This is a genomic window from Kitasatospora sp. MBT63, from assembly GCF_000710465.2.
Classification (GTDB): Bacteria; Actinomycetota; Actinomycetes; order Streptomycetales; family Streptomycetaceae; genus Kitasatospora.
In genome coordinates this window covers 1-15090 of record NZ_JAIZ01000722.1, presented here as the reverse complement: position 1 = coordinate 15090, position 15090 = coordinate 1, and the positions used below count along the sequence as shown (strand labels likewise).

Sequence of the window (15090 nt, the reverse complement as noted above, 5' to 3'; positions counted from 1 at the left end):
GGGTTGTACGGCGGGCCGCACCCCGGCGGGGGGTTACAGGGCGTGGGTGAGGCGGTCGGTCAGCAGGCGCGTGAAGCGGGCCGGGTCGGGCAGGTCGCCGCCTTCGGCGAGCAGGGCGCTGCCGTGGACGAGTTCGGCGGTTTCGGCGAGTGCCGGGTTGTCCGTTCCTGCCTGGTGGGCCTGGTGCAGGGCGGTGATGAGGGGGTGGGTGGGGTTGAGTTCGAGGATGCGCTTGACCTGGGGGAGCTCCTGGCCCATGGCCCGGTACATCTTCTCCAGGGTGGGAGTCAGGTCGTGGGCGTCGCCGACCAGGCACGCCGCGGAGGTGGTCAGGCGGGTGGAGAGTCGGACCTGCTTGACGTGCTCGGCCAGGGTGGTCTGGAGCCAGGCGAGGAGGGCGGCGAAGTCCTCTTCGCGCTGGGCCTTCTCCGCCTTCGCCTCGTCACTGCCTTCCCCGTCGGCGTCGTTGTCGAGGTCGACCTGGCCCTTGGCGATCGACTGGAAGCGGTGGCCGTCGAAGGCGGGGATCTGGTCGGTCCAGACCTCGTCGACGGGGTCAGTGAGGATCAGGACCTCGTAGCCCTTGGCGGTGAAGGCCTCCATGTGCGGGGAGTTCTCCACCATCGCCCGGTTCTCGCCGGTCAGGTAGTAGATGGTGTCCTGGCCGTCCTTCATCCGCTCTACGTACTCGCGCAGCGTGGTCGGCTTCTCCGCATCATTGGTCGAGGCGGCACTGACCAGTTCCAACAGCGCGTCGGTGTTGTCGCGGTCCTCGATCAGCCCCTCCTTGAGGACCCGGCCAAACTGCTCCCACACCTTCGCGTAGGTCTCGCCGTTCTTGGTCTGGATGTCCTTGAGAGCGCCGAGGACCTTCTTGACGAGGCGCCGGCGCACGGCGGTGATCTGGCGGTCGTGCTGCAGGATCTCGCGGGAGACGTTCAGCGACAGGTCGTGGGCGTCCACCACGCCCTTGACGAACCGCAGGTAGTTCGGCATCAGCGCGTCGCAGTCGTCCATGATGAACACCCGCTTGACGTACAGCTGCACGCCCCGCTTGGTGTCCCGGGAGAACAGGTCGAACGGGGCATGGGTAGGGATGAACAGCAGCGCCTCGTACTCGAAGGTGCCCTCGGCGCGCATGTGGATCGTCTCGGCCGGGGCCTGCCAGTCATGGCTGATCTGCTGGTAGAACTCGCTGTACTCGGCCTCGGTCACCTCGCTGCGAGGACGGGCCCATAGGGCCTTCATCGAGTTCAGCGTCTCCAGCTCTCCCGCAGCCTCACCGTCGGCGTCGGCGCCGTCGTCGGTAGTGGTACCGATGGGCTCGGTGGCCATGCGGATGGGCCAGCGGATGAAGTCCGAGTACTGCTTGACGATCTGCCGGATCTTCCACTGGGCCAGGTAGTCACCCAGCCCGTCCTCGCTGTCCTCGGCCTTGAGGTGCAGGGTGACCGAGGTGCCTACCGGCAGGCCGTCGGCCGGCGCGATGGTGTAGGTGCCCTCGCCGTCGGACTCCCACACGGCTCCCTGCTCGGTGCCGGCGCGACGCGTGTGGAGGGTGACCTTGTCGGCGACCATGAACGCGGAGTAGAAGCCGACGCCGAACTGCCCGATCAGGTGCTGCGCGGCGTCCGCGTCCTTCGCCTCCTTGATCTTCGCCAGCAGGCCGGCGGTGCCGGACTTGGCGATGGTGCCGATCAGGTCGACGACGTCGTCGCGGGTCATGCCGATGCCGTTATCCCGCACCGTCAGGGTGCGGGCGCCCTTGTCGACCTCCAGGATGATGTGCGGGTCGGAGGCCTCAAGGGTGGTGTCGGTGAGGGATTCCAGGCGGAGCTTGTCGAGGGCGTCGGAGGCGTTGGAGATCAACTCGCGCAGGAAGATGTCCTTGTTCGAGTAGATGGAGTGGATCACCAGCTGCAGCAGCTGGCGGGTCTCCGCCTGGAACTCCAGCGTCTGGGTCGGACTGGCCACGGGAGGCGTCTCCTTCGAGGGTTCGGATCGGGTCAAGCCGCCGGGGCAGGCCGGTGTGCTGCGTGGCCGGCCCCGGGCGTGTTCAGATGTGACTGAGGGGCTGGTAGGGCTGCTCGGGCCGGGTGTGGCCGGGGCGGGCGGTGCCGTAGCAGGACAGGAAGAGCTTCCAGCCGTCGCGGCACTCCAGCGTCGCGCCGTAGCGGACCGCGGGCGGGTCCGGGCGCGTGCTGTACCGGTCGACGCGCACGATCCCACCAACCGGGTCGTCGGCCGCGATGGCGGCGGTGACGAGGGCCTGCTCGACGAGGGCCACCGGGACCGACGGGCCCCGTCAGGTCCGGCACCTCCACGCTATCGGCGCCGTCACCGTCGCCGGTGGTGATGGTGGGCGCGGGGCCGCTGGCGCCGGTGATGGTCCACCACACCTGCCCGCCGCCCTCCAGGGTCACGGTCAGTCCGTAGGGGCTGTCGTCGTCACGCTTGCCGGCACCGGTAATGCCCGGTATGCCCGGGGCACGCTCGATGAGCAACTGATGCAGGTCGGCTGGAGTCATGGGAGTTGGCTGGGGTCGGGGACGGCGCGGCCGTCACGGTTCGGAAGATACGGGCGGTCTGCACGCCGGTAGCCGTCAGGCGTCAACTCGCGCCCCGCGTGCCGGGCACGCGCCGCGTGCAGGCTTACGGCGGTAAACCGGTCCACCGCGTGCGGGTCGCGGACCGGCAGGGGCGTGCCCCGGGGTGGTCACGGGCCGGCTGGCGGTGTGCGGCGCTGCCGGTCGCTGTCGGCGCGCAGCTGGTCGGCTCGGGCGGTGAGCTGATCGAGGCGGTCGGTGATCTTCGGGTGGTTCGCCTCCAGGAGGGGCCGGGTCTCGGCGAGCGGGGCGAGCAGACGGGCAGGGTCGTGGTGGCCCAGTGCGTCCAGGAGTCGATCTATGGCGGGGGCCGCTTGGGGGCTGAGGCCGTCCAGGGCGCCGATCTGTCCGGCGAGGCGGCGCAGGTCGGCGGCGTTGTCGCGGGCCCAGGTGGTCACCGCGCGGTCGGCGGCGCGCTGGTCGCGCGTGGCCTGGACGCGCTGCTCGCCGGTGCTGCCCGCCTCGGTGCCGGCGTCAACGTTGGGACGCAGGCGCAGGTAGCGGCGTTCGGCGGCCTGGCGGCTCTGGACGCCCAGGGGTTCGGCGAGGTCGGCCCAGGTGGCGCCGGCGTCGCGGGCGGTCTCGATCAGCCCGGTCTCCCAGTCGGCGAGTTCCTCGCGCAGGTGGCGCAGCAGCAGGAGTGCGGATAGGGCCTGTTGCGGATCGCCTTGTCCTGCCTCGTCCGGGGGTGCGTGGCGGGCGGTGCGGGCGGCGGCGTCCATCGTGCTCAGCGCGGCGGCGGCGGCCAGGAACGAGGCCGGCCCCACCCCGGCCGCGCCGGTGTCCTGGGTATCCATGTCGTCACTCTTTCGCCGACCGCGTACTTGTCATCGTATGGATGACATGTTACACGGCTCGTGTCGCGCCGCACCGGTGCGAACCACCCGAAGGCCTTCTGGACCGGAGGTGTCCGACGATGTCCATGCGTATCGCGGTGCCCCACCAAACGCCCCCAGGCCTTGGTCCCAGCCGACCCCCATCCCGATGGACACCTGGCGCGAGGACGACCGCTTCATGATCGCGCTCGACCTGCCCGGCATCTTGCCGGAGGCGATCGAGGTCCAACCACTGGGCCGGACAGTCACCGTGAAGGCCGAACGCCGACCCACCCCGCGCGGCGAGGGCGCGCACACCCAGCTCACCGAACGGGCCCGCAGGGTGTCCGAGCGCCGCATCCGGCTGGCCGACAGGCTCGACCTGGGCCCCACCGCGGCCCACCTACAGGACGACATCGGCGATCTCGGGCAGCCGCGAACGCAGCCGGGCCGCCGAGGTGGTCACGAGGGTGATCTGCTCAGGCGTCATGGTCCTCGCCCCTCTCTGGGCTGGGTAGTGCTCGCCCGAGTGCGTCGGCGAGCTCCGCCCGCCCGCTGATCCCAAGCTTTCCGTAGATGTTCTGCAGGTGGTTTTCGACGGTGCGCACCGACAGGTGCAGGCCCTCCGCCACGCTGTGGCTGGTGCCGCTGCGCGCCGCCAGCCCGGCGATCTCCTGCTCCCGGGCGGTCAGCGGCTTCCAGGTCGGTGTCGGCCACCTCGTCCATGGCCGAGGCCAGTAGGACACCGCCTCATCGGCGCGGGCGAGCTCGCCCAGGGCGGTGCCGAGCAGGAGTGCGGCCCACGGGTCGAAGCCCTGCCGCAGTGCCGCTTCGGCCAACTGCCTCATCCGGTCAAGGTCGTGGGCGTAGTGCGCCAGAGCGGCCGCGCGCAGCAGCAGACTCGACGGCTCTCGCGGCAGAGGGTCCGGGTCAGCTCCGGTCAGGGAGCCGGGGCGTGGGGCGGCCGTTGCCGTTCGAGTCTGCAGCCGATCCGCCGGTCGTCGAGGTCGCTGTGGGCGCCGCGGAGTGCTGGAGGGATCGGAGGATGGCCAGCCCCTGGCTGGCGATGCCGGCCGCGATCTGGTTCACCCCGTCGGTGCCGTTCAGGACGGTCAGATCGGCGCCCGCCATGCCCCGGGCCGCCGCGTCGGCGAGTGCGGGGAGGGCCTCCACGATCCGGTTGGCCGCGATCAGCTCCTGGTTGCCGTCCCGCAGTGACGCCGCGCGGGCGGCGTTGGCGTCCGCCTGGGCCTGGGCCAGGGTCCGTTCGGTGTAGGCGCCTGCGTCGGCCTCGAACTTCACCCGGTCGCGGTCCGCCTCGGCCAGCGTCCGCTTCCGGTAGGCCTCGGCGTCGGCGGGGCGCCGCACCTCCGCCTCCAGCCGCTGCGCCGTGAGCGCCGCATTGCGCTGCGCGAGGGCGGTCTGTTCCTCGGTGACCTCCTGGGTGGCCCGTGCCTCGGCGAGCGGCCCGGCCTGTGCGGCGCGCGCCCTGGACTGCTCGGTCTCCGCGAGGAAACCGGCCCGCTTGATCGCGGTGTCCCGCTCGTACTCGGCCTTGAGCGCGGCGGCCTGCTGCTCCCGTTCGCTCGCCTCCTGGTCGGCCTTGGCCTGGGCGATCCGGGCCTGACTGGCGACCGCCGCCGCGTGCGGCGCGGCGAGGTTGTTGATGTAGCCGGTGGCGTCCTCGATCTCCTGGATCTGCAGGGCGTCCACCACGATGCCGAGCTTCTCCATCTCGCCGTGACTGCCCGCCATGACTTCCTGGGCGACCCGGCTACGTTCCCTGATGATCTGTTCCACGGTCAGCCCACCGATGATGGAGCGCAGGTGGCCTGCGAATATCCGTCCGACCAGTTCCTGCATCTGGTTCTGCTCGGACAGGAAGCGCCGGGCCGCGTTAGCGATCGACACGGCGTCGTCGCCGACCTTGAAGACACAGACCGCGCGGACGGTGAGCCGGATTCCCTGCTGGGTGACGCAGTCCTCGGCGATCTCCGCCTCCTGCAGGGCCAGGGACAGCATGCGGGCCTTCTGCTTGACGGGAACGACGAAGCTCCCGTGGCCCGTGACGATCCGGAACTGGGTGTCCTGCGACTGCCGCTTGGAACCGGAGATGAGCATGGCCTCGTTGGGCGCGGGCACGTGCCAGAACAACATGACGAACCACCTGACCTGCAACAGCTCGACGATGGCCGCGGGGCCGCCGGACTCAGGGCGGCAACGGCTCGACGAGCACCGACCGGGCGGAGATCGTGTCGATCACGACCACCCGGGTGTTGACCGCGATCGGCCCGGCGGACCAAGCCGCGAACACCTCCGACCCGCCGCGCAGGCCGACCAACACCTCGCCCGGCCCGTCCGCCGGGATCGGCACCGTCACCCGCCCGACGGCTCCGACCGGGCTCTGCTGGGAGTCATCGGCCACGTACATGACACCTCGTGCCGCGCGACACGGCGGCGCGGTGGGCGGCCGAAACACGAACGGCCACGGGCGGCACCCCTCCTGGAGGCACCGGGCCCCCGGTCGAGTCCTTCGGCAGAATGCCTGCGAGCAACGCGCGCGGCGCGACCGCCCCGACCCCACCCACGGTACTCCGGCCGCAGCAGGGAGGCGTTTCTCGGGCCCCGGCTCGGATCTCCGACCGGGGACCCCCCGGCCCGGAGCCGACCGGGCTCGGCTCGGAGACTGGGCCACCCACCGCCCGGATCGGCGGATTTCCGCGCCACCCGAATGACGTCGACACCGTCGTCAAGGCGGCGGGCGAGCGCTACACAGCGCTGCCCCCCGTCGTTCGGTGCGTGACCTGCGGCCGCGACAGGCCCCGCTGCCGACGCTGGCGGCCCCGGCGCGCCAATGCTGTCTGACTGCGATCCGGTCGAGGGGGCCTGTCGTACGGTCGAGGTCGCAGACCGGTTCCCTCAGTGCCGCGCCACCCTGGCGCGCGACGTACGGGCGTAGACCCCGACCAACGCGAGTTGATCGCCCCGCGGGGCTGCGGCGAGCGTGACCACCCGGCCCGCATCACCACTGTCTCGACAAACGCCGGCACCTCAACACTGCTGAACCTGGCCTGTGCCCTCGCGCAGCCGTCCGACACCGCCCGGCGCACCCACACCCACCCCGCCGGCACCACCGGCTCCCTAGACCCAAGCACCCCGCCCGCCTCCCCGAGGAGCTCCTCGCCGGCATCCACGGCTGCTGGCTCCCCCAAGCGAGTACGACGAATCGACGCGACGACGCCGAAGACCGGGACGACGATGAGGCCGACCAGCACAAGAACCAACAGCCGCGAACGCGGCCGAGCCCGGCCTGCAGCTCATCTCCCCTTGTCCCTGGCCAAGGGAGACCCGCAGGTCAATAACCATTCTCCGGGCGTAGTCGTCACACGGTGATCACCCCCAGAGGAGCAGAATGGGAGGCAGAACCCGCGCGCTCGACCTTCCTAGGCGATCGCCATGTGCTGCTCACCGGACCCGGGCAAAGACCGAGGACGCCTCTACCGGCGCTGCGGCTGCCGCGACGACCACCGTCGACAGCTCGGCACCAAGTGCCCCCGCCTCACCGCCGACCCCCGCCACGGCACCTGGGCGTTCGCCGTCGACACCCCGCCCATCGACGGCCGCCGCCGGACCGTCCGCCGCGCCGGCTTCACCGACGAACTGCGCGCCCGCATCGCGCCACGGCGCTTCAACGAGGACCTGGCCCTGTGCGTCGTCACCGACCCCCGGCAGCGCACCGCCGAGTACCTGCGGGACTGGCTGGACGAGAAGGAGCTGCGCCTCAAGCCCACCACCATGGCCCGCTACCGCGCCTACGTCGAACCGGACCTCATCCCCGCCCTCGGCACCATCCGCCTGATCGACCTCACCCGCCAGCACCTGAGCGCCCACGTCACCACCCAACTACGTAAGGGCCGCGGCAGGCCGGGCTGTTGGGCGAGCCCGAGGCAACCCCACGACACCGATCCGGCCCGCTGGCAGCGCCTCACCACCGCAGTCAACGAATACATCAAGGCCCGAATCCAGGAACGCCTCGCTGCTCTCCCCTCTCGCAAGCCCCCCGCACCCCCGACCGGCGATCAGCAGCGCCCGCCTCGCAGCGTCCACCGCGACACCCATACCCATGCCCATCGCCTGCCGGGGCACCCTCACGGCCGCCGGCCCACCTGATCCACGCTTGCCGCCCGGGCCGGCCGTCGGATACTGCACGACTTGATCCCGGGCCGGAAGGCCACTCCTCGCCCGGTCGCGGGAACCCGTGGCGGCGGTTTCAGTTCCGCGCGCGGCGTAGCAGTCCACTCCCTGAGCCTGCGCGGCCCGCCCCCCAAACCGGCCACACCTTTGCGGTTCACAGCCTCAGCGTCGGTGCCGCGCCAGGTGGGCGGCGATCAGGTCGCGGTACCACGCGTACGACGCCTTCGGCGTACGCCGCTGCGTCTCGAAGTCGACGTGCACGAGCCCGAACCGCTGGTGGAACCCCTCGGCCCACTCGTAGTTGTCGAGGAGCGACCAGGTGTAGTAGCCGCGGACGTCGACGCCTTCGGCGACGGCGGCGGCCACGGCGTCGAGGTGGCCCGCCAGGTAGTCGATGCGCGGCTGGTCCTGGACGGTGCCGTCGGCGGCAGGTTCGTCGGCGACCGAGCAGCCGTTCTCGGTGATGGTGATGGGCGGGAGGGCGGTGCCGTAGCGGCCGCGGAGGCCGCCCAGGAGTTCCCGCAGGCCGTCGGGGACGACGGGCCAGTCGAAGGCGGTGCGGGGGACGCCCTCGATCGGGGCTTCGGCGAAGGGGAGGCCGGGTTCGGTGGGGGCGGCGATGCGGGTGGGGTTGTAGTAGTTGACGCCGAGGCCGTCGAGCGGGGTGGCAGCGATGAGCTTGAGGTCGCCGTCCTGGACGCTGCCGCCGAGGTCCTCGCCGACGCCGAACGCCGACAGGTCGGGGTAGCACCCGAGCAGCAGCGGGTCGGTGAACAGGCGGTTGTGCAGGGCGTCGTAGGCGGTGGCGGCCGCGGTGTCGGTGGGGTCGTCGGTGGCCGCGCGGACCGGGGTGAGGTTGTTCGCGATCATCACCTCCAGGCCGCGTTCGCGCAGCGCCGCGGCCGCCAACCCATGTCCCAGCAGTTGGTGGTGCGCGGCGGGCAGCGCATCGAGCATCAGCGCCCGCCCGGGGGCGTGGATGCCGAGGGCGTAGCCGTACACCATGTGCACGAAGGGCTCGTTGAGGGTGATCCACGCGGGGACACGGTCACCGAGCCGGTCCGCGACGAGGCCGGCGTACTCGGCGAAGCGGTACGCGGTGTCACGGTTCAGCCAGCCGCCGCCGTCCTCCAGCGCCTGCGGGAGGTCCCAGTGGAAGAGGGTGGGCAGCGGGGTGATCCCGGCGGCGAGCAGCGTGTCCACCAGGCGGTCGTAGAAGGCGAGTCCGGCGGGATTCACCGCGCCCGCGCCGGTGGGCTGGATGCGGGGCCAGGCGATGGAGAACCGGTAGCCGTCCAGCCCGAGGCCCTGCATCAGCGCGACGTCCTCGGGATACCGGTGATAGTGGTCGCAGGCCACCGCCCCGGTGTGGCCGTCCCGGACGGCGCCGGGGCGGGCGGCAAAGACGTCCCAGACGGACGGGCCGCGCCCGTCCTCGTCCACCGCCCCCTCGATCTGGTACGCGGCGGTGGAGACTCCCCAGCGGAAACCCGCCGGGAGATCGAGTCGGTTCGTCACGGCCTGACTCCCTGCTCACAGTGGCGATCGATGGCAGTGCACTAACATGAGGAGTGCTCATATTAGTGCACTGCCACCGCCTGCGGAACACCAGTGGTCACGGGTGACAGCGGGCACACCCCGGCCAGGTACGAGGCACGCCATCCCGCGCCGTCAGAACACCCGGTCCAGGAACGCCTCCAGGTCGAGTTCGCCCTCCCGGGTGAGCATCGTGCAGAATCCGACGTTCTCGCTGGAGGGCGACGTCGCCGCCACCCACCACGTGCTCGACGGCCTGGACGGGCCGGCCGTACTGGTCGGCCACTCGTACGGCGGCGCCGTGATCACCGAGGCCGGCAACCACCCGAAGGTCGCCCGCCTGGTGTACATCGCCGCCTTCGCCCCCAACAAGGGCGAGTCGGTGAACACCCTGATCGCCGACCCGCCGCCCGGCGCCCCGGTGCCGCCGATCCTGCCGCCGCGGGACGGCTTCCTCTTCCTGGACCGGGAGAAGTTCGCAGCCTCGTTCGCCGCCGACGTGCCCGCCGAGCTGGCCGCCTTCATGGCGGACGCCCAGGTGCCCTGGGGTGTCGACGCCCTCGGCGGCGCGGTGTCCCAGCCCGCCTGGCGCAGCAAGCCGTCGTGCTACCTGGTGGCCGCCGACGACCGGATGATCCCGCCTCCCGCCCAGCGGGCCATGGCCGAGCGGACCGGCGCCCGGACCACCGAGGTGCCCGGCAGCCACGCGGTCTACGTGTCCCGGCCGGACGCGGTGGCCGACGTCATCCGGCAGGCCGCGGAGGGCTGACCACACGCCGTCCCGGTCGCGCCGCGCGGTGCGGCCGGGACCGGCCCCGGCGGCCGGGTGTCAGCTCACCGCTGTCCGCAGCCGGCCGGTGCGTTTGACCGAGCTGAGGATCCGGGTGACCTCCACGCCGTGGATGCCGTCGATCGGTCCGACGGTGCCGGTCAGGAAGGTGTAGAGCCCGGCGAGGTCGGCCGCGGCCACGGCGACCAGCAGGTTGGCGGCCCCGGTCGTCGCGGCGGCGAACCGCTCCTGCGGGTGGCGGCTCAGCTCGTCGCCCACGTCCTCCAGGCTGCCCGGGCCGGTGGTGATCCACAGCAGCGCCTCGGCGTGGATGCCGAGCAGTCCCAGGTCCACCTCGCAGGCCAGCCGTACCACCTGGCCCGGGACGATCAGGTCCAGGCGCCGGCGCACGGTCGACGCCGAACTGCCCAGCGCGGCCGCGAGGTCGTCGAGGGTGGCCCGGGAGTCGGCGGTGAGCTGTTCGATCAGCGCCTCGTCGAGCGGGTGCGGGTCGGGGGCACGGCGGGGCTCGCCCGGCGGCGGCGCCAGGGCCTCGAGCTGGTCGGCGGTCAGCAGGCCGGCGCTCCACACGAAGCCCGCCGGGAACACCCTCATCAGGTCGTACGCGTCCCAGGACCGGACGCCCGTGGTGGCGGGCAGGTCCCGCAGCAGCAGCGAGGCCCTGGCCTGCGGCCCGTCCAGGAACAGCACGGCGCTGACCTCGTCGCCGCCGCCCAGGATGTCGACCCAGACGGTGTCGGGCCGCCGCGCCAGCGCCGCGGCGATCGCCGTGATGCGGCTGGGCCGGCACCGGATCCGCAGGGCCACCGGGGTCAGCCGGGGGAAGCGCAGCGGGTTGCGGACGGCCGTGGGCCTCAGTGTGCCGTCGTGCAGCAGCGGGGCCGCCCGCCGTACGACCGTGCGCTCGGAGAGCCCGAGGGTCCGCGCTACCGTCCGCCAGGACGCCCGCGGTGACGCCATCAGCACGGCGGCGATCCGCCGGTCCGTCCCGTCCAGCTCCTGTCGTCGGTGTCCCACATCCGTCAGGATTCCACGCCGTGCGGCGCACAATCCCCGGAAGCGGCTGGCTTCTCGTACCTTTCCGCCCTCCGACGGTAGACCGGGACCATCGCACCCGCGGCCAGGAAGGTGACACCGATGACCCAGATCCGACGACCCGTCGCGCACCCCGAGTCGGGCAGTGTCCGAGGCACCGCCGAGGACGGGATCGCCGCCTTCCGCGGCATCCCCTACGCGGCCTCCCCCGTGGGGCAGTTGCGTTTCGCCCCGCCCGAGCCGCACCCGGCCTGGCCGGGCGTGCGGGAGGCGGACCGGCCCGGTCCGTCCGTCCCGCAGGGCCCCTCGCGGCTCGAGGCGGTGATGGGCCGCCGCACGCCCGACTGGGACGAGGACGGCTGCCTCACCCTCAACGTGTGGACCCCCGCGCTCCCGGCCGGCGGGACCGGTCCGCGCGACCTGCCGGTCCTGGTCTGGTTCCACGGCGGCGGGTTCACCAGCGGCTCGGGCGGCTGGGACTGGTACGACGGCCGGCACCTGGCCGCCGCCGGCGGGATCGTCGTCGTCACCGCCAACTACCGCCTGGGGCCGCTCGGTTACCTCCACCTGCCGGACCTCGGCATCGAGAACCTCGGTGTGCAGGACCAGGCCGCCGTGCTGGCCTGGGTTCGGCGCAACATCGGCGCGTTCGGTGGTGACCCCGGCAGCCTCACCGTCGGCGGCCAGTCCGCCGGCGCCTTCTCCGCCCTTCACCTCGCGCTGTCCCCGGTCACCGGCCCGCGGATCAGCCGGGTCATCGCCCAGAGCGGCCCCTTCGGGCTCGCCCCGCAGGACCCCGCCGCCGCGAACGACCACGCCGGGCGCTTCCTCGGCCTGCTCGGGCTGGACGGCGTGCGCGACCCGCGGCCCGCGCTGCGCGCCGTACCCGCCGACCGGCTCCTCACCGCCTACCGGCAGCTGTCCCGGGAACTCGCCCGCCCGGGCGACGTCGCCCCGCCGATGTACCCCGTCCTCGGCGCCGCCGGGATCCCCGCGACCTGGCAGCGGGCGCTGGCGGACGGGCGGCTCGACGGCAAGGAGCTGCTGACCGGCACCACCCGCGACGAGATGACCGCTTTCTTCGCGTTCGACCCGCGTCTGCGGGACGCCACCGCGGACCGGGCCCGCTCGATCGCCGCCGCCATGGCCGACGACGGCGGCGAACGGTACGACCGCACCGCGGCCCGGCTCGGGGCGGCGGCGCCGGGAGACGTCCTGACCGAACTCGGCGGCGAACTCCTCTTCCACGACGGCACCTTCGCCATCGCCGACCACCATGCCGCGGCCGGGAACGCGGCGTACGTCTACCGCTTCGACGCCGCCCCGGCCGAGGATCCGGCCCACCTGGGAGCCGCGCACTGCGCCGAACTCCCCTTCCTCTTCGACACCTTCGCGGCCTACCCCGACAGCCCCATGCTCGGTGAACCCACCCCCGCCGCCCGGTCGCTCGGCCGCACCTTCTCCCGCGCCGTGGCCACCTTCGTCGCGACCGGCCGGCCCGCCGCCGACGGCTGGCGGCCGTACCAACCGGCCTCCCCCGCCTCCGTCCGCCACTTCGGCTGACCCGCCCCCGGCCGACCGGCCAGGTGGGGGGTCACGGCCGGTCGAGCACGTCCAACGCGTCCCGCAGGAAGGCCCGCGAGGTGACACCCAGCCTCGGGAAGACCAGGTGGAGATGGGTGGAGACGGTCCGCGGCGAGACGAACAGCCGGTCCGCGATCTGCCGGTTGGTCAGCCCGGCCGCGGCCAGGCTCGCGATCTCCCGCCGCTGCGGAGTGGGCGACCCGCATGCCGGCACCGGGCTCCCCCAGGCGCACCAGGGATCCCCCAGCGGCCCGGCATGCACTGGCTGCTCCACCAGCGCCTGTTCCGGTACGCGAAGGGGATCGACGGGGGCGCGATCCGATGGAACCTGGCCTGGCTGCTCATGATCGTCATCACCCCGTTCGCCACCAAGTTGCTGACCGTCGAGGCCGACGCGTTCCAGGTCCAGTTCACCGTCTACGCCGCCGGCCAGGCCCTGGCCGGCATCTGCCTCCGGCAGGCCTTCGCCGCGGTCCGGCGCGCCGGCCTGCTGCGTGACCACACCCCGCCCGCGGCCATCGCCGACACCCTGGCCTGGGTCACCGCCGTCACCGTCACTTTCTCGGTCTCGGTACCGCTCGCGCCGGTCACCCACTCGGCCTCGCTGTGCTGGCTGCTGCTCCCGGCGGTCCGGTTCGCCCTGCACCGGGCGGGCCGGCCGGGGCGTGCGGCCAGGGCCTGACCACCGCTGCACCGTCCACCGCTGCACCGTTCCACGCCGACCCCGCGGCACCGATCGGCACCGGATGGCGCCCGGTGACACCACCTGGCGCCATTTGGCTCCCCATGGCGCCAGGTGGTGCCACTTGCCATCACCGAACACCCCGTGGCACACCCGAGCGCCACCCATCCCACCGCCCCACCCACCACTCCTCCGCAGGTCAGAGCCGTCGCCACCAGCCCAACCCCAGGATGTGCCACCACATCGCTTGCGCATGGCGCCATTGTGGTGCCATGATGGCGTCATGGACCTCAGCCCGTATGTCGACACCCTCCGCCGCGAACTCGCGGTGGCCGCCGAAGCCGGCGGGGACGACGCCCGCGCCCTGGCCGAGCGGCTCCTCGCTCCGCTGGAGTCGGCGACCCGTCTGACCATGCTCAACGTGCTCTCCGCCGCGATGGACGAGATCACCCGCGAACTCGCCCCCGGCTCGGTCGACGTACGGCTACGGGGGCTCGACCCCGACTTCGTGGTGACACCGCCGCCCTCCTACGGCGGCGCCACGGACGCCGGACCCGTGTCCGCCGAGCCGCTCAGGGCGCCCCTGCCCGCCGACGGTGAGGAGGGCGGCACCGCACGGGTCAACCTGCGCCTGCCGGCCCACCTCAAGGCGCGCGCCGAGGAGGCGGCGGGCCGCGAGGGACTGTCGGTCAACGCCTGGCTGGTACGCGCCGTGTCGACCGCGGTCGACGGCGGCCCGCAGCCGGCCGCGACGGCGAAGACCCGGACCGTCGGCCAGAGCATCACGGGCTGGGTCCGCTAGCCCCACCGCCCGACCCGCACCACCGCACCCGCACCCGCACCCGCACCCGCACCCGCACCACCTCACCTCCCACCACGTCCCACCAGCAGGGACGTCACCAAGACCCATGAGGACGGGACAGCCATGCCTTCTTTCGACACCCCCGAAGCGATCTCGGTCACCGCGCACGTGGAGGCCGGTTCCATCCAGTTCACCGCCGGCGACCGCCGCGACACCGTCGTCGAGGTGCGGCCGCGCGACCCGAAGAAGGACCTGGACGTGCGGACGGCCGACCAGACCGAGGCCGCCTGCACGAACGGTGTCCTGACCGTCCGGACGCCCAAGCCCAATCCGTACCTGCTCGGCCTCGGCCGCACCGGCACCGTCGACATCACGGTCGAGCTGCCCGCGGGCTCGCAGATCGACCTGACCGGCGCCTGGACCCAGGTGTTCGGCGAGGGGCGGCTCGGCGAGGTCCGGGTGAAGACCTCGTCCGGCGACGTCCGCCTCGACACCACCGGGCCGCTGAAGCTGACCGCGTCGCACGGCTCGATCACGGTGGACCGGATCGAGGGCGCGGCCGAGATCACCACCAGTTCCGGCAGCCTGCGGGTCGGCCTGGTCGAGGGCCCGGCCGTGCTGAAGAACTCGCACGGCACGACGACCGTCGGCACCGCGGCCGACACCCTCCGGGTGAGCGGGGCCAACGGCGACATCGACATCGCGCGCGCCGCCGACTCGGTCACCGCCACCACCGCCCACGGCACCCTGCGCGTCGGCGAAGTGACCCGCGGCAGCGTCCAGTTGGAGACCTCCTACGGCGCGATCGAGGTCGGCATCCGGCAGGGCACCGCCGCCTGGCTCGAGGTCCACTCGGGTTCGGGCCAGGTGCGCAACTCGCTCACCACGTCCGGGACGCCCGAGGACACCGAGGACACCGTCGAGGTCCGCGCCCGCACCCGGCACGGCAACATCGACATCCTGCGCGCCAAGGCCTGACCGGCAGCCCCACCCGCAGCCCCAGCCACCCGCGGCCCCACCCGCAGCCCAGCCCCGCTCTCTCGCCC

14 protein-coding genes and 2 pseudogenes are annotated in these 15090 nt (G+C 72.6%); 7 read left to right on the top strand and 9 right to left on the bottom strand.

Annotation, left to right across the window (positions count from 1 at the left end; genetic code table 11):
- Nucleotides 1-33: 33 nt before the first annotated feature.
- The 3 genes from htpG to AA75_RS37575 form a co-directional block, all read right to left on the bottom strand.
- Nucleotides 34-1974, bottom strand: coding sequence for a molecular chaperone HtpG (gene htpG, locus AA75_RS37585; RefSeq protein ID WP_033824920.1), 1941 nt, complete (start codon nucleotides 1972-1974; stop codon nucleotides 34-36).
- Nucleotides 1975-2056: 82 nt separating this feature from the next.
- Complete coding sequence (locus AA75_RS37580) at nucleotides 2057-2287, bottom strand: hypothetical protein (protein WP_033824919.1); 231 nt, start codon at nucleotides 2285-2287, stop codon at nucleotides 2057-2059.
- Between the two features lie 429 nt (nucleotides 2288-2716).
- A complete protein-coding gene (locus AA75_RS37575; RefSeq protein ID WP_033824918.1) occupies nucleotides 2717-3403 on the bottom strand; it encodes a hypothetical protein in 687 nt (228 codons plus the stop codon).
- On the opposite strand from AA75_RS37575, the gene AA75_RS54195 reads away from it, so the two are divergent.
- A complete protein-coding gene (locus AA75_RS54195; protein ID WP_082527128.1) occupies nucleotides 3402-3980 on the top strand; it encodes an Hsp20/alpha crystallin family protein in 579 nt (192 codons plus the stop codon). The two genes, AA75_RS37575 and AA75_RS54195, sit on opposite strands and share 2 nt — an antisense overlap.
- On the opposite strand, the gene AA75_RS37570 is transcribed toward AA75_RS54195, so the two are convergent.
- From AA75_RS37570 to AA75_RS37560, 3 genes are all read right to left on the bottom strand, one after another.
- Entirely contained in the window at nucleotides 3901-4269 is a 369-nt protein-coding gene (locus AA75_RS37570) for a helix-turn-helix transcriptional regulator (RefSeq protein WP_033824917.1), read from the bottom strand. The two genes, AA75_RS54195 and AA75_RS37570, sit on opposite strands and share 80 nt — an antisense overlap.
- Nucleotides 4270-4351: 82 nt before the next feature.
- Entirely contained in the window at nucleotides 4352-5578 is a 1227-nt protein-coding gene (locus AA75_RS37565; protein ID WP_033824916.1) for an SPFH domain-containing protein, read from the bottom strand.
- A gap of 52 nt (nucleotides 5579-5630) precedes the next feature.
- On the bottom strand, nucleotides 5631-5846 hold the full coding sequence (locus AA75_RS37560; RefSeq protein WP_149038611.1) for a hypothetical protein: 216 nt from the start codon (nucleotides 5844-5846) through the stop codon (nucleotides 5631-5633).
- A gap of 1031 nt (nucleotides 5847-6877) precedes the next feature.
- On the opposite strand from AA75_RS37560, the gene AA75_RS48545 reads away from it, so the two are divergent.
- Complete coding sequence (locus AA75_RS48545; RefSeq protein ID WP_033824914.1) at nucleotides 6878-7591, top strand: N-terminal phage integrase SAM-like domain-containing protein; 714 nt, start codon at nucleotides 6878-6880, stop codon at nucleotides 7589-7591.
- 186 nt (nucleotides 7592-7777) lie between these two features.
- Here the strand turns inward: AA75_RS48545 and AA75_RS37550 are convergent, their stop codons facing one another.
- Nucleotides 7778-9133, bottom strand: a complete 1356-nt coding sequence (locus AA75_RS37550) for a GH1 family beta-glucosidase (protein ID WP_033824913.1) — start codon at nucleotides 9131-9133, stop codon at nucleotides 7778-7780.
- Between the two features lie 202 nt (nucleotides 9134-9335).
- Here AA75_RS37550 and AA75_RS37545 point away from each other — a divergent pair.
- Nucleotides 9336-9920, top strand: a pseudogene (locus AA75_RS37545) (alpha/beta fold hydrolase); the annotation flags it as partial.
- 60 nt (nucleotides 9921-9980) lie between these two features.
- On the opposite strand, the gene AA75_RS37540 reads toward AA75_RS37545, so the two are convergent.
- A complete protein-coding gene (locus tag AA75_RS37540) occupies nucleotides 9981-10958 on the bottom strand; it encodes an Lrp/AsnC family transcriptional regulator (protein WP_033824911.1) in 978 nt (325 codons plus the stop codon).
- A gap of 120 nt (nucleotides 10959-11078) precedes the next feature.
- Here AA75_RS37540 and AA75_RS37535 point away from each other — a divergent pair, with 120 nt between their 5' ends.
- Complete coding sequence (locus AA75_RS37535) at nucleotides 11079-12539, top strand: carboxylesterase/lipase family protein (RefSeq protein WP_033824910.1); 1461 nt, start codon at nucleotides 11079-11081, stop codon at nucleotides 12537-12539.
- 31 nt (nucleotides 12540-12570) lie between these two features.
- On the opposite strand, the pseudogene AA75_RS52920 reads toward AA75_RS37535, so the two are convergent.
- Nucleotides 12571-12753: pseudogene (locus tag AA75_RS52920) on the bottom strand (helix-turn-helix transcriptional regulator); the annotation flags it as partial.
- A gap of 63 nt (nucleotides 12754-12816) precedes the next feature.
- Here AA75_RS52920 and AA75_RS52915 point away from each other — a divergent pair.
- The 3 genes from AA75_RS52915 to AA75_RS37515 all read left to right on the top strand — a co-directional run bounded on the left by AA75_RS52915 (nucleotide 12817) and on the right by AA75_RS37515 (nucleotide 15022).
- Nucleotides 12817-13242: a DUF1211 domain-containing protein gene (locus AA75_RS52915; RefSeq protein ID WP_051814104.1), complete on the top strand. Its 426-nt coding sequence runs from the start codon at nucleotides 12817-12819 to the stop codon at nucleotides 13240-13242.
- 283 nt (nucleotides 13243-13525) lie between these two features.
- Complete coding sequence (locus AA75_RS37520) at nucleotides 13526-14044, top strand: histidine kinase (RefSeq protein ID WP_033824908.1); 519 nt, start codon at nucleotides 13526-13528, stop codon at nucleotides 14042-14044.
- 123 nt (nucleotides 14045-14167) lie between these two features.
- Nucleotides 14168-15022, top strand: coding sequence for a DUF4097 family beta strand repeat-containing protein (locus AA75_RS37515; RefSeq protein ID WP_033824907.1), 855 nt, complete (start codon nucleotides 14168-14170; stop codon nucleotides 15020-15022).
- The last annotated feature ends 68 nt before the right edge of the window (nucleotides 15023-15090 follow it).